At 40.9% G+C, this 15,396-nt stretch carries 11 protein-coding genes; 7 read left to right on the top strand and 4 right to left on the bottom strand.

The window, feature by feature from the left end; genetic code table 11:
- Positions 1 to 358: 358 nt before the first annotated feature.
- The 5 genes from IQ274_RS22310 to IQ274_RS22290 all read left to right on the top strand — a co-directional run bounded on the left by IQ274_RS22310 (position 359) and on the right by IQ274_RS22290 (position 6,222).
- The gene (locus IQ274_RS22310; RefSeq protein ID WP_194143458.1) at positions 359 to 1,447 is read left to right on the top strand and encodes an HMA2 domain-containing protein; all 1,089 of its coding nucleotides are present in this window, start codon (positions 359 to 361) and stop codon (positions 1,445 to 1,447) included.
- Positions 1,448 to 1,484: 37 nt separating this feature from the next.
- Positions 1,485 to 2,324, top strand: coding sequence for a hypothetical protein (locus tag IQ274_RS22305; protein ID WP_228058304.1), 840 nt, complete (start codon positions 1,485 to 1,487; stop codon positions 2,322 to 2,324).
- Between the two features lie 319 nt (positions 2,325 to 2,643).
- The gene (locus tag IQ274_RS22300; protein ID WP_194143457.1) at positions 2,644 to 4,896 is read left to right on the top strand and encodes a heavy metal translocating P-type ATPase; all 2,253 of its coding nucleotides are present in this window, start codon (positions 2,644 to 2,646) and stop codon (positions 4,894 to 4,896) included.
- A 70-nt stretch (positions 4,897 to 4,966) separates the two neighbouring features.
- Positions 4,967 to 5,272 carry a DUF5132 domain-containing protein gene (locus tag IQ274_RS22295; protein ID WP_163929371.1) on the top strand — a complete coding sequence of 102 codons (306 nt, stop codon included), beginning with the start codon at positions 4,967 to 4,969 and terminating at the stop codon, positions 5,270 to 5,272.
- A 371-nt stretch (positions 5,273 to 5,643) separates the two neighbouring features.
- Entirely contained in the window at positions 5,644 to 6,222 is a 579-nt protein-coding gene (locus tag IQ274_RS22290; protein ID WP_194143488.1) for an HMA2 domain-containing protein, read from the top strand.
- Positions 6,223 to 6,231: 9 nt separating this feature from the next.
- On the opposite strand, the gene IQ274_RS22285 is transcribed toward IQ274_RS22290, so the two are convergent.
- The gene (locus tag IQ274_RS22285; RefSeq protein WP_194143456.1) at positions 6,232 to 8,601 is read right to left on the bottom strand and encodes a WD40 repeat domain-containing protein; all 2,370 of its coding nucleotides are present in this window, start codon (positions 8,599 to 8,601) and stop codon (positions 6,232 to 6,234) included.
- Between the two features lie 501 nt (positions 8,602 to 9,102).
- Between IQ274_RS22285 and IQ274_RS22280 the strand changes: the two genes are divergently transcribed.
- Entirely contained in the window at positions 9,103 to 9,747 is a 645-nt protein-coding gene (locus tag IQ274_RS22280; RefSeq protein ID WP_163929368.1) for an HMA2 domain-containing protein, read from the top strand.
- 130 nt (positions 9,748 to 9,877) lie between these two features.
- Positions 9,878 to 10,921: a phosphatase PAP2 family protein gene (locus tag IQ274_RS22275; protein WP_194143455.1), complete on the top strand. Its 1,044-nt coding sequence runs from the start codon at positions 9,878 to 9,880 to the stop codon at positions 10,919 to 10,921.
- Positions 10,922 to 11,030: 109 nt separating this feature from the next.
- Here IQ274_RS22275 and IQ274_RS22270 read toward each other — a convergent pair whose 3' ends face one another.
- The 3 genes from IQ274_RS22270 to IQ274_RS22260 form a co-directional block, all read right to left on the bottom strand.
- Positions 11,031 to 12,767 carry a diflavin flavoprotein gene (locus IQ274_RS22270; RefSeq protein ID WP_194143454.1) on the bottom strand — a complete coding sequence of 579 codons (1,737 nt, stop codon included), beginning with the start codon at positions 12,765 to 12,767 and terminating at the stop codon, positions 11,031 to 11,033.
- Between the two features lie 132 nt (positions 12,768 to 12,899).
- Entirely contained in the window at positions 12,900 to 13,412 is a 513-nt protein-coding gene (locus IQ274_RS22265) for a phosphate-starvation-inducible PsiE family protein (protein WP_012407378.1), read from the bottom strand.
- A 149-nt stretch (positions 13,413 to 13,561) separates the two neighbouring features.
- Positions 13,562 to 15,292 carry a diflavin flavoprotein gene (locus tag IQ274_RS22260; RefSeq protein ID WP_194143453.1) on the bottom strand — a complete coding sequence of 577 codons (1,731 nt, stop codon included), beginning with the start codon at positions 15,290 to 15,292 and terminating at the stop codon, positions 13,562 to 13,564.
- Between the last annotated feature and the right edge of the window lie 104 nt (positions 15,293 to 15,396).

Raw genomic sequence — 15,396 nt, 5'->3', positions numbered from 1 at the left:
AACACAAATTATTAGCATAATTGCGTACTCAGCAATTATGTTCAACTCTGGGAGCGAGAATCTACCTCTATTATGTCTAAACTAAATAACTCACACCTGCCTAAAGGGTGAAGTGGGAGCTTTCGGAAGTCTGTCTTTTTTAGATAATCATTATCATAAAAATTATTGTTAAAAATAATTCTGAAGACACATACTCTATACCCAGACTTAAGCTAAATTTAATCTATTGTTAACCTATTCACTTGATCTAGCTATTGGGTAATCAAGTAAATGACTAAAAATATTAGTAATTGTGAAAAATTAAATATTGTCCAGAAAGTATCTCCTAATTTAATCTCTACAGAACAAAGCAACTAAGATGGCACAGTCAACGAAGTTACAGCCTCCAGCTGGGTTGCAAATAGTTCATGTCACTACTGGACGCGTGCGACTCCGCAGCACTGACAGTAGTTTGAACTCGATATTAGACAGCATAGCCCAAGATTTACGCTCCTTAGAGGGTGTGAGGGAAGTTACTGTGAATGAGCAAACTGGCAGTCTGGTAATTAATTTTGATGAAGATAAGCTGTCATTACCGCAAATTTTGGCGTTAAGATCAGATATTGACATTCAACAGCCGCAAGCTTCATCTGATTCACCTCACAAAACCGATCCCTTTGCAGCTTGGAAATCACCTTCATTTTGGAAAGAGCAGGGTATTTCCTTAATTCCGATGATGACAGGCTTGGCGGTAACAGGAGGGTTAGGAATTCATGGCTGGGTATCGATTCCAGTTTATGTGATTGCGGCGGATGCAACCCGTGGTGTAATTGGTTATCTTGGCTCTCAAGTTCCGACATTAGAAAAAAACAACGGCAATAATACCAGTTCTGCGATATCGCAATTATCAAAAGAGGAACGCCAATCTAGTGCCCAACAAGAAGAATTAACAAATAATCTTGAGAAAACTAGCAAAGTGGCAACACCTGCAAAGATTGACTACAACGTCATCCATGCAATTAGTGGACGTATTCGCTTCCATATACCAAAAATCGCTCAAGATCGAGCTTATGGGCGGCGACTTGAGAGAATAGTAAAAACCGATGCTGAAGTTACAAGTGTGCGGATGAATTTTGATGCAGCATCGATCGCGATCGCTTATCAGTCTCGTGAGATTCCATTATCTTATTGGGTGAGTTTGATGGAATTAGCGTTGGAGACAAACCCACCAACGCAGCAAATTACAACGCCTAACCAACCTCTCCAAGAAGTTAGTCAGACGAATCAAATTACAGACGCAACAACGTCACATCAAATAAGTTTAAATGTTAGTCAGACTCCTGAAGTTATCAACTCAACAACAGCAAGCGAAATAACTTCAGAGTTATCCAGTCTGTGGATTAACTTAAAACCGCCTGCGATGTTTTTCTCATTAGGCATGATGGCGAACTTACCCTTGGGAACCTAATATACAGTTTCAAATTGCGGAATACTGGAGGGGAATTATGGCTGTTTTAAATTTAGAATCGGTAGCAGATTTAGAAAAAAAACCAGAGCGAACAGTCACAGAGAAGATTAATTACCCAGTAACACCGCCTTCAAGGGTAGTGTATAGCATTATTTGTGCATTTCCTGGACAAGTGGGATTTTGCATCCCTCAGATTAGCGAAGATCCAAAATATGTAGAACGTCTTGTTGCCTTGCTTGCTAATGAGCCTTTGGTAATAGATCGGCAAGTCAATAATACTATGGTAGGGTCAATTGCTATTACCTATAAATCTGATGTAGTGTCAGATGTTGAAATGCGATCGCATTTGGCTAATTTGATTCAGTTGGCTGGTAATCCAGAAGTGGTACTAGCAACTGCAAACCAATTGAAACCATACTCTACTGCGGTGACAACAGAAGACAGGCAGGATAGAAAGCCAACAATGCAACCACAGAAGCAGAAATCAGCAACATTCTCTTTATCTTCTGCGGATATATCAGTCTCTAAGACTAAAAGCAATTCGGTATCTTCGGCTCATTTTGTAACTCAACAACCAAAAAAACCTGCAAAAGTAGCTTATTGCATTGCTCATGCCATTCCCGGAAGAGTGCGGTTTCGTGTGCCTCGAATTGCCTGCGATCCCAAATATGTTCAACGGTTAGAGGCATTACTCAAATCAGATTCTACAGTTACCAGTGAGCGAGTTAATAGCGCTGCGAGATCAGTTGTCATTACCTATAAAACTGGAATGATGCGGGATTCTCAGAAGCGAGTGCAAAGCTTTTTATCAGCAGCAATATCTCATCTAGCCAGTCTAATTGAATCTGCCAATGATCCCGCCACAGCGATAAGTTAGCTCAAAAATCCAGCAAATGATAAATAACCAAACTAACCGCTTCGCGGAGTCATTAGTCATTAGTCATTGGTGCAAAAGAAACCACGCCCACTCTTTAACGTGATTTGAATTAGTCCGATGAAAGACAAAGTTTTCCGCCTACCCAACAACTTGGGGCATCGCTTGGGACGCGGTATGCACCAAAAAAATCCGATGACCAATGACTAATGACTAATGACTACTTAATCAATCTCACCGGATTGGTGGCTAATTTGCTCTATACCCCAGCAGAGAGCCTGATTTTCATCGAAGTGTAACAATTTTGGATTAAACAAAAGTAATGGCAAAAGTAGCACTGCAACTCCCATCACCTCCAAAATCTCAATTCACTGTGTTGGAAGGGAATGGAAAAGCTTCTTTAACTGACACTAATGGACATTCTCGAAGAGAGTTCCCTAACGTTACCTACAGCATTGTCCATACAACTCCGGGAAGGCTGCGGTTTCGCCTACCTCGTTTACGCTGTGATGCCGATTATGCCAAGCGTCTCGAAGTATTGCTAACAGCAGATGCGCTGGTGAAGAATGTTCGTGTCAAGCCTGCGGCAATGTCAGTTGCAGTTACTTATAAATCTGATAAAATTTCCGATGCGAAGATGCGATCGCACCTTCACGATTTGATTCAGGCTGCAAGTGAAGTAGTCGTTCTCAAAAACTCTGCATCTTTATCGGAAACCAAAAAAGAGAACTCTTGGCCAGGTTTACAACTCTCGGCTGTTGCGACTACTTTAGCAGTGCTGGGAGGCCCGTTAGGATTACCGATCCCGCCTTTGATAGTGGTGCTTCCAATCGCTCTAGCTACACTACCTGTTATGCAACGAGCCTGGGAAGGTATTAGGGGAGAGCAAAAATTGAATATTGACTTTTTGGATTTAATGGCGATCGCTATTACTACCTTCCAAGGGCAATTTCTCACACCATCGCTGATGCTGGGTTTAATTGAAGTGGGTGAAAATATCCGCGATCGCACGGCTCGTTCTTCTGCTCAACAAACTTTAGATTTACTTAATTCTCTGGGGCAATTTGTCTGGGTGGAACGCAATGGCGAAAAGCAGCAAATTCCCATTCAAGATGTACAGCGTGGCGATACAGTAATTGTTTACCCTGGCGAACAAGTGCCGGTTGATGGTAGCATTTTGCGAGGTAAGGCCCTCCTAGATGAGCAGAAACTAACTGGCGAGTCGATGCCAGTACTGAAGAAAAAGGGACAACCAGTTTTTGCCTCAACGTTGGTACGAGAAGGACGAATTTATATTGTTGCAGAATGGATAGGCAATGATACCCGCGCCGGACAGAGCATTAAGTTAATGCAAGAAGCGCCTGTCCACGATACGCGGATGGAGAATTATGCCACGAAATTTGCTCAAAAAGCTGTTATGCCAACTTTGTTACTTGCTGGGGCAGTATTTACCGCAACCCGCAACCCTTCACGGACAGCCAGCGTTTTAACTCTAGACTTTGCTACAGGTATTCGAGTATCAGTTCCGACAACAGTTTTAGCAGCATTAACTTATGCTGCACGGCGGGGGATTCTCATCCGTAGTGGACGGGCGTTAGAACAACTAGCAGAAGTTGATACTATAGTTTTTGATAAAACGGGGACACTGACTAAAGGAGAAGTCGATGTAGTCAGTGTGGAAAGTCTCAATCCAGCAACCTCAAGATTACGGGTGTTGGAATTGGCAGCTGCCGCCGAACAGCGTTTAACTCATCCAGTAGCAGAGGCAATTGTTCGCTATGCCGAAGCAGAGCAAGTGGAAATTTTGCCGCGTACTAAGTGGGACTATCAACTAGGTTTGGGCGTGCAAGCTCTGATTGATGGAGAGACAGTTTATGTTGGGAGCGATCGCTTTTTGCGCTCCAGTAGCATTGATACCGCAGCGTTAAATGGTCAACAAAAATCTGCAAATTCAGCGATTTATGTAGCCAGCAACGGGCAACTTCAAGGTATTATTAAATATAGTGATGTTCTCCGTCCCGAAAGCCGGGAAGTCATCACAGCACTTTCGACGGTCGAAGGTGTAGAGATTCACATGTTAACCGGCGATAATAAGCGAACTGCTACTGCTGTTGCTGCTCAACTTGGTATTTTGCCAACGTATACTCACGCCGAAGCTTTTCCAGAACAAAAGGCAACAGTTGTCCGCCAACTACACGAACAAGGAAAGACAGTTGCATTTGTAGGCGATGGGATCAACGATTCGCCAGCTTTAGCCTACGCTGATGTTTCCGTATCCTTTGCCAACAGTTCTGAGATAGCCCGCGAGACAGCAGACTTAGTGTTGATGCAGAATGACTTGCATGGTTTATTAGAAGCGATCGCGATCGCTCGTCAAGCCAAGCAATTGATTCGGCAAAACACAGGACTTGTTGCTGTTCCTAATTTAGCAGCATTAGCGATCGCCGTTTTCTTTGGTCTTAACCCCTTAGCTGCAACAGTAGTCAACAATGGCTCAACCGTAGTTGCCGGAGTCAACGGTTTGCGTCCAATTCTTAAAAGTCGTCAAAATAAAACTCTACCATCGGCAAGATGATGCAACTATGCCGACAAGAGTATCTTAAAAAGCTTTCCCAGATTTCTCAATTAATAGGAGGAAATTGAATATGGCTAAAATTAGTGATTTTGTTGAAGATGCAGGCGCTCCCGGTATTATAGTCGGAATTGGTGCAGTCCTCTTAGCACCTGTTCTGCTGCCCATTGTCGCTGGAGTTGGTAAACCCTTCGTCAAGTCAGTCATCAAAGGCGGAATTGGTCTTTATGAAAGAAGCAAGGGAACCATTGCAGAAATGGGAGAAACCTGGGAAGACATGGTAGCCGAAGCCAGAGCTGAACTCGCTGATGAAAAAGAGACACCCGTATTTGAAGCTAGTGCCACCAATGCGGATAATGTCGCCGATAATGGTGCGTAATTTCATCTGCCCATTAGCAAGTTAAAATCTTTGCCATAGGCAACTTCCAATTACCAAAATATCAAATTAGTAAGGTGCGTTACGGTATTCCACCTAACGCACCTACGAAAATAGCAAAAAAATTGTAGGTTGGGGAGCCACTGCGTTGCACGGGTTTCCCGCGTTGTAGCAAGTGGCGTTGGAGGCTTTGCCAAAGCCAACATTCTGAATATATGTTGGGTTGCGCTCCGCTTCACCCAACCTACGTCTCTCTCGCTCCTCTTATTCCTCTGTGTTCTCTGCGTCCTCTGCGGTTCGTTTTTCCTTAATTTTTGACAATAACAAACCCACAACAAAGAATCCACCTTCATACAAGTCAAAAAGGCAGTTGTATGTTGACAAATGGTTATAGCACTTACAATAAAATGTCGGAAATTATAGACAAACCCACTTTCAAAACACCACCAAAACCGATATCTACAAAAGTTGTAAGTTCGACTCCCGGAAGATTACGGTTGAGAGTGGCTCATTCTCATCGTCAACCAGAAAAAATGCAACGTATCGCCAATGCTCTGTTAGCAAATCCTCACATTCATCAAGTTAAAACAAATGTCCGTCATGGCAGTATTGTTATCAATGACGATGGGAAAGATGGCAGTCTAGAAAATGTGCTAGCAACACTTAAAGATTTAGGAATAATTTTTGCTGATGTTACTGAGGGTAACACCGAGGCAGCAGCAGGAGTATCATCTGCGCTTGTTGACTTAAACCAGCGCGTCAAACAGTCAACGCATGGTGATTTTGATCTGCGAATTCTTTTCCCTTTGGGATTAGCTAGTCTTTCGATACGGCAATTATTTAAGAAAGGGTTACAGTTAGAAGTTATTCCTTGGTATGTTTTAGCATGGTATGCTTTTGATAGCTTTATTAAGCTACATGGAACTAGCCAAGAAGAATCAGCAAACAAGTAACCAAAAAGCTTAATTTATCTGCCAAATTTTGATGGTTTTATCAGAACTAGCACTAGCCAAAAATTGACCATCATGGCTAATAGCAATAGAGTTTACTGCCCCTGAGTGTTCTGTGATAGTTTGCAGTAACTCTCCCGTCTGTAAATGCCAAATTTTGATGGTTTTGTCTACGCTACCGCTAAAGAGAATTTCTCCATCAGGACTAACAGCTAAGGATCTTACCTCTTCTAAATGTCCAGTCAAGGTATGTAACACTTTGCCTGTAGTTAAATGCCAAATTTTGATAGTTTTGTCTGCACTAGCGCTAAAGAGAATTTCTCCATCAGGACTGATGATTACTGATTTTACCTCACCGGAATGTCCATTGAGAGTGCGTAATGGATCTCCTGTGTGTGGGTTCCACAGCCTAATTTTGTTGTCAGAACTACCACTAGCAAGGATTGTACCATCGGGGCTGATAGCAGCAGCATTAACTGCGGATGAATGCCAAAGGGTAGAAATGCGTTGGCATAGCCCGCCGTAGGCATCGCCTTTATGCAAATTCCAAATTTTGATTTTATTACTACCACTGGCAAGAATTTGCCCGTCAGGACTGATTGCGATGCAGTTAACCGGTTTTTGATGTCCTAATAGAGTGTGAAGGAGTTTGTCAGAATTGAGATTCCATACTTTGACATTACTTCTGGGGTGTTGACAAATACCAACAGCGAGATAATGTCCATCAGGACTAATCGCAACAGAGGAAATTTTGCCTAAATCTTCTGTGAGAGTGCGAATAAGTTTACCGCTTTTAAGATTCCATACTTTGATGGTTTTATCTGCACAGCCGCTAACTAAAGTTTCACAATCAGGACTAATGGCGACAGATGTCACTTTTTCTGAATGTCCAGTTAGGGTATGGCTGAGAAGGATATGTTGTAATGTTACTTGGTGTTTGAGGTTGGCGATGCGATTTAAAATTTCATCAACATCAGCAATACTCTGAGTATCACCCACCGCGACAAAATATTCTCTTAACTTTTTTACATATTCCTCATCTTTAACGCTGACGGCTGATTGCATTTCCTGAAGCGGGTTAGGAGAATCGTTTGGTGATATTTGGCGTAGTTGTAACCATGTACTCACAGAATAATTTAGCTGTTCGTTTGCCCAAGAGCGTAGTTTACCGCCGTAGGCATCGCTTAAATGGCATAAACTCTGGGCTAATTCTAAAGCCAATTCTGGAATCCAGTAAGAGCGCTCATTTTCCAGAGCTTGGTAAACTTGTTTGTAACCAGATGCGATAACCCATACTGATTGTAAATCAAAAGTATCTGACAGCAAACTCGGCAGCAACTCTGGTAGTAGCGGAGGTACACCACGATCAACCAGGTGGTAAATATCTGCTACCCAACCTGCAACCAAACAGTGATAGGTAATCAAAACCTGGCAAAGTTTTTCATAATCCTGACGATTGACTTGATATTGTAAAGATAACTTACTAATATCAATTCCTTTTTCATGCCATTTTTCTACCTTTTCTAAAATTTCTAAATTTATCACATTATCTTTTCCAAGCTGATTAACTTCCTCTAATTTTTCTCCTAATGCTACAAGTTCATCTCTAATTTTCTTCCATTCTAATGCCCGCCTTTTAGCAGATTCTTCCAGAATTTCTCGATAAGGTAAACGAGCAATTGTTTTATAAAAATAATTTTCTTGCCCTAAACCCCAGTAGGCAATCCTAAAATTTAAATAATCTCCATCGTTTTCTGACTCTAAAATCAAACTTGGCTCTGTTTTCAACATTCCAAACAGAGCTTTAATACTTGATTCACTGTGAAAACGCTTACTATCCCAGGCTCCTGCCAATAACTCTGTTGGTCTAAGTTGACTATGTAAAGAGTAATCTTTGTTGAGAAAATCTCTTAATCCTTCAGCTAACATTAACTCAAATTGAAAAATATTTTCATCTCTACGAGCGCCAAATTGGTCAAAATCTACTTGAGGAGGAGCGATAAAAATTTTAAGTGGAGTGTGTCCATAATTGGTGTGGTCTAAAATTTGTGAAGGGTATAATCTTAAGGGCCAGCTATCCAAAATTTTATTGACTTCTGGTAACTTAAGCGCTGTTTCTCGCTCTTGTGCGGCTATTTTTAATCGCGTTTGGTGATTATCGGCTACTAATTGCTGTTGGAAAATTCTTGCTTGTTCAAAATCTTCAACATCGCCGCTTTTTTTATTTGCAGGATTTAGAACTTTGAGTATTTCGGGGATTGCCTCAATCGGTTCATATTTACTCAGTCCTAAACTAGATTTATTTCTATTTTGGACTAGCTCTGCAACAACAGGTGCAAACTCTAGTACCAGTTGAATTAGTAACATTAACCCTTGTTGCATAAACACATACCTAGAAACTAATTGAAGAAAAATTTAAAAGTCATAATCAAGACGCTCTCTACAAGACGCAGTACCATCCGCTTTTTCGGTCAAAATTTAGAATGAATTTTGATTCCTGACTCCTGAATTCTGTTTTGATAAAATAAATAAGTAAGGCTTACATGAAATCAGGGTAATACTGTCATCCAGTAAATTTATACATAGCTTTGATGTTACTACTTGGGAGTATAGTGACTCAACCGTAAGACATGAAACTCCTTATATGTCAATAAAATGTGGTTAAATCCTTGTAAATTAAAATAAACACAGTATTAAAGAAACTTAATCAACTTGATAGCAACGAGAACTAGATTCACTACTGAGATAGATTTTTTCATTCGGAAAAATAGGTATAACTAGAGTAAAGTTAATGCAGTTCAATAAAGCGCTCTCTTAAAACATCAATAGATAAGTTTATCAGCCTGGTTACGTTTTTTATTTTTTGAAATTAAAAATAGTACGATGACTTCTATAAAACGGTCTAACTCTGGCAAAACTGCTAGTAGTAACCTGCGTTTACCACCAAAAGAGGCAACTAAAAGCGTAGCTAAGAAAGCAGCATCATCCCAAAAGATATTCTATAGTATTGTCCATACAATTCCTGGACGAATTCGTTTTCGTATTCCTCTGTTAGGCAGAGATACTGAGTATGCTAATCAACTTAAATTAGCGATGGAATCCGATCCTAGAGTTACAAATGTCCGTGCTAACCCAAAAGCTGCATCCATTGTCATCAATTATAAAGTAGGTACAATTTCAGATAATCAAATGCGCGAGCATCTGCTTAATCTGATTCAAACTGCTCAAGATGTGGTTCTGCCAAAAGAGGTAATGGCAAAATCAATCGTAGGGGCTATCTTTGATGCTCTAATCAACTTAATTGATAATACGCGCAAGATTAACCAAGCACGTAATGTTCTTGTATATCGAAGGTTTAGAATAGATATTTGGGAACGGATGCTTTCTACCTCAAGAAGCATAATTAAGAGGTTAAAATCTGCCATCATGTTTATCTTGCCTAACAAGCGATGGCGATTACAAGGCAATGGCAAAGGGAATTCCCAGCTTTTGAAACTGAAATCTGCCAGCGAACCAAATCTTATGTAGTTGCTAATATAGTAGCTATTAAAATGATTTTTGGTTAAGAGTAATTAGCCGTGAGAAATCGGGATTTTCCATAATTAATGAAAATATTTTTTGCCTAGCTTCAATTCAAGCATTTTATTATCAATAACAAATGGGTATTCCTCGTTGTCAAAAACTTCTTAATCAAACCCATTGGGTTCAAGCAATACATACTGCTGTTAAGGGAAGAGCTAGATATAAAGTCAATGGGCTTTATCATTCGGAAGCTCTCAAAAGATATCTTGAATCGAGATTATTAGAGGATAAAATAATCTTGCAAGCTCGTGCTAATAGTTACACAGGGAATGTGCTGGTTATTTTTCATCCAGACAACAGTTTAAATGCGATCGCATCACTCATCCAAAAAATTGTCTTAGATTATCGGAAAAAAGTCAGTAAATCACTTGGAACTATTAACTTGCAGTCCTTTGACACTAAAGAAAGTATTGGGTTCGTTGGAGGTAATAATCGAAACATATTTGATTCAGCCGTACTGTCTCAAATATCTATGCAGCGACAATTAAACCAAACAGCCAGTCAACTTATTCCGGTTGTTTGTGCCCTTGTATGTGGCACTGCACTGTTATACGCATATAATCTTGACGAAGCCATTTTGCTCTTGCTCCAGAAGCTGCATACACCACTGCGCGATCGCATCATGCTTGGTATCACTTTTCTAGGCGATCCCCTAGTAATGCTGATATCTTCTTTGGGGCTGGCGATTAGTCCGTTATATTCTAATCGTCGCAGGCAAGCTACTATCTTGGGTATCGCTGGAGTCGGTGCAATCTTGCTAAATTGTTTAATGAAAATATTTTTTGGTAGAGCCCGTCCAGCACTGTGGAAGCATATTATTAATGTGGGTCAACACAGTTTTCCTAGCGGCCATGCAATGGTTTCAATAGTAATTTACGGTTTTACTGGCTATATTCTGGCAAAGCAGTTTCCTGAATGGCGCTTTTGGATTTATGGCTTGACTGTTTTCTTGGTTGCTGCGATCGGTTTTAGTCGGCTTTACCTGGGAGTACATTGGCTGACTGATGTGACAGCTGGCTATGCCGCAGGTTTAGTGTGGTTAATTGCCTGTATCCTGATCTTGGAATCGGAACAGCAAGGAATCATTGACGAGTACATTCTCTCTCAGGACGGCGATTGATCGCGTTTATCTAAATATATCAGTCTTTTAGACGCGATAAATCGCGTCTCTACATGAGGGCTTTCTGGGTTATCTCAAGCGTATTGGGATAAAACTAAAATTGGATCTGTTAATAATAGCTGCCAGATTTCCGATGCTCCAAAGCAGTGATACCATCATTTTCCAACACTTCACCGTGATTAATAACGGCATAAATTAACCATCTATCGCCACATTCAAGCTGATTTTGCACCGTACATTCTAAATAGGCTAATGCCTCATTCAAAATCAAACAACCATTATCAGCAGTTTTTGTGGAAAGATTTGCAAAGGGATTATCGCCTAAAGTGCTATGACGAGAAAAATAGCGTCGCACATTTCTTCCTTCTTTGAGGATATTCAGCACAAATTTATCGCCAGGATGATGCATTAACTCTGCATTCTGCTCGTTAGCGATCGCAATCATAATCCCTGGTGGGTTAAAAGTTGCCTGAGATACCCAAGAAGTTAAAACCCCTTTATGGGTTTCTTCATCACGAGTTGTCACAACACACAGAGAACCAATGATTCGCCCCACCGCTTGTTCGGTACGATCTACATGGGTTTCTGTGACAATCTGGCGGGAACTACGAAGTTTTTTGGTTTTCTTCAAGTTTTGGGCAAAGGAAGCACCTGCTTCTTGACACTGCTGAAGAATTTCAGAAGTAGGGCTGAAACGCACCCGAATTGTTTCAAACCCTAATTGATAATTAGCATCTTTGAGCTTACTTTCGATTAAATCTATTGCCTCTCCACTCCAACCGTAGGAACCAAACACCCCTGCTAACTTAGTTTTAGCCGCCACCGAGAGAACTATTCCTAAAGCAGTTTGAATTTGAGTCGGTGCATGGCCGCCTAAAGTGGGTGAGCCGATAATCAAGCCATCGCAAGTTTCTACAATGCGGTTAATTTCGGCAGAATCTGCTAGTTCACAGTTGATTGATTCTACATTAACTCCATTTTGAATCAAACCTTGAGCGATCGCATTTGCCATAATTGCTGTATTTCCATAAGCAGAAGCATAAAGCAAAGCGACACTCAATTCTTGAGATTTTTGTCCTTGACACCATTGACGGTAATCATAAGTAAAACGACTCAAGCTATAACGCACAACTGGCCCGTGTGCTGGGGCATAACATCTGGCTCCCAAAAGCGATATTTTATCTAAGGCGACTTCGACTTGTTTTGCTTGGGGTGCATGGAGACATTCAAAATAGTAACGACGTTCCGCGTCTAATCCCTTCCAATCTTCATCAAACAAAGTGTCTTCGCAAATATGAGCGCCGAAAAGTTTGTCTGTGTAGAGAATTTTTGTTGCAGAATCATAAGTACAAAGTCCATCAGCCCACCGGGGAGTTGGTACGGTGACAAATGATAGATTATGTCCTTGTCCTAAATCTAAAGTATCTCCCGATCGCACCGCTTGAATAGGTGATTCAAATTCGGGAAAGGCAGTTTTTAGAGCATTGGCGGCGGGGCGAGAACAAATTATAGTGGCTTGAGGAACCAGAGAGAGTAATACTTGCAGAGTTGCTCTGCGGTTCGGATTGACATGACTGAGAACAATGTAATCGAGGGAGATGAAATCTAGATGTTGTGCAAGTTGCTCAAGGTAAATTTCGGTAAAAGATTCGCCGGGAGGGTCAATTAAAGCCTTTTTATCAGCTTGAATCAGATAAGAATTCGCTGTAGTTCCCCGTTGACGGGAATATTCCACCTCAAATTTTAATCTGTCCCAAGTCCGCGATCGCAGAATCAAAGTATTTTTACCAATTTCAGCAACTTGGACATCTCTGCTATGGTTGGACGTTAATGTTGCAACAGACATAATAACCTCTTTTAATAATGGGGAATTGGGAATGGAGAATGGAGAATGGGGAATGGGGAATGGGGAATGGGGCATTGGTTATTATCTTTGTCTCCCTCGTCTGCCTAACTCCTAACTCCCCACTCCCTATTTTTAATGACCATTGTTTTGTATTAATTCAGACTTGGCTCGGCTTCTATAGCGTTTAGATACTTCTTGTTCTGGGTCGATACCTTCAAAGGTAGGGGGTAGCCAAACTCGGAGAAACAGTAGTACTCCCAAGACTAATAAAAAGGCACAAGTTGCTAAAACTTGACTCCAACTTGTTTCTAGAACACCTTTAACAATGACTTCCCGCAAAGCAGAAACTATCGAAACTTCAACAGCTACCCCAATCGATACTCGATGTTCTTGTAGGTAAATAATCAACAATCGGAATAGCTCAACTAATATGAGCAAAAAGAGAATATCGGCAGTAACAGCATGAAAATCTAGAGGTGGAAGTAAGGAGAGAAACATATCTCTCACCTGAAGCACCATGAAGCTAAATAAACCGATACACAAAGAAATTACAATTACATCTTGGATAAATTCCAAGCTTCGGACAACGCGCCCACGATTGATTTCGTACATAGTAATCGGGGTATTTTCAACAGATTTATACATAATTTTTTGGGAGTTGTAGAGACGCGATTCATCGCGTCTGTGGGGAGCAGGGAGCAGAGGAGGCAAGGGGAGGCAGGGGAAGCAAGGGGAGAATAAGAAATAACTAATGACCAATGACAAATGACAAATGACAAATGACCAATGACCAATTAGTAATGATTGCCAATTTTGCGGTGATGCGCGGCGGTAAGTGCATCTAACTTGGAAACCCTTCCAGTTTGGACTGTGCTATAAATTACCCAATGATCTCCACAATCCATACGGCTAGTAATTTGACATTCCATGTAAGCTAGGGCTTCAGCTAAAACGGGCGATCCATTGTTCGCTGGATATGTCTTCACTCCAGCAAATCGGTCTGCACCAGGAGCAAAACGCTTGAGAAAATGTTTCATTAATCCTTGATATTTGCCTTCTTCTAAAACGTTTAGAACAAAGCGATCGCCAACGTGCATCAAAGATTCAATTGCTCGATCTTTGGATACTGCGATCGCAACTCCTAAAGGCTCAAGACTCGCTTGTGTTACCCAAGAAGCCAACATTGCACTCTGAATTTCTCCTTTCTTGGCGGTGATAATATATAATCCTGTGGTAATCCGCCCTAAAGCCTTCTCTAGCTCAGTATTGATAGATTTGATTTGTTTAATGGTGCGATCGCGGTTCAACCATTGACCCAAGTCTGTCCCAGCTTCATCACAAAGCTGTTCCGTTGCTTGGGTAGGAATTTCCTTAACTAAAATAGGTGGAAAGGCTTCAGTTAATCCTAGTTCTTGAAACTTATTGCGTAAAGGATAAATAGGTTCATCTTCTCCACCTCCCGACTCTAATAAACCAATTGACTGCTTTTTGTGAACAGCAGCTAAAATAGTGCTTAAAGAAGCTTGAGCCATCATCGAAGATTGGGGTGGCATTGCAATTACTAAACCAGAAGATTGTGCAACTAATTCTCGAACTTCTTGAGGTTCAGAACTATTGAGAGGAAATAATTCCACTGCTACGCCTGTTTTCGCACATCCATGAGCTATAGTACGGACTAACTGCTCGCTATGCCCGTAATCTTCAACATAAAATAGAGCCACTAAAGTCTCTGTTTTCGCTTGTTCTAAACTCCAGTTTTGATACCGTCCGAGCCATTCTGGAATATAGTGTTGTAATAAAGGCCCATGTCCCGTAGCAACTGTTCCTATTTCTAACTTTTCAATCCGCTTTAAAGCTGCCAAAACAGAGCGGGCATTGGGACCCATGAGACAATCATAATAATATTGAAAATCTTCCTCAAGTAAGGTGATATTTTCATCATAAGTGTGGTCATCACAATAGTGCATTCCAAACACATCACAGGTGTAAAGAGTGCTAGTTTTGTGGTCATAAGTAAAGATTGTGTCAGGCCAGTGTAAGTTAGGTGCAGAGATAAATTCTAATTCGTGTCCATTGCCTAAATCTAATCGCTCTCCACTTTTCACCTGCCTTGAATTAAAGGGCTGGTGAACCATATTTTCTAAAAATTGAATAGCTACCTTAGCACCAACAACAGTAATCGAGGGAGCTAGTTGCAAAATATTTTTTACTAAGCCACTATGATCTGGTTCTGTATGGCTAATAATCAAATAATCTATTTTAGTCGGATCAATTAATCCTACCAGTATCTCAAGATATAGTTGCTCAAACTTACGGTGAGATGTATCAACTAAGGCAACTTTTTCTCCTTGAATTAAAAAAGAATTATAAGTCGTACCATTCCGTAAACCAAACTCGACATCAAAACGTTCTCTATCCCAGTCTAGACAACGAATAGCAGTTGTTTGAGGAGCAATTTCGACAGTTTCTACTGTCAAACGTCCTGGGTTGGGAGTAACTTGAGTGGGCTGTATGAGTGCAACCATTTGTTTTCTCCAAAAAGATTGTTATCTGAAGCGAGCGTTATGTCTCTTATATTTACCTGAAATACTCAATTAGTAAAATGCCAATTTCTAAAGCTAATCATCAG

It is taken from the genome of Nostoc sp. LEGE 12447 (assembly GCF_015206985.1).
Classification (GTDB): Bacteria; Cyanobacteriota; Cyanobacteriia; order Cyanobacteriales; family Nostocaceae; genus Nostoc.
Note: the sequence above shows the minus strand (reverse complement) of the source record. Positions and strands in the feature narration are given on the sequence as shown.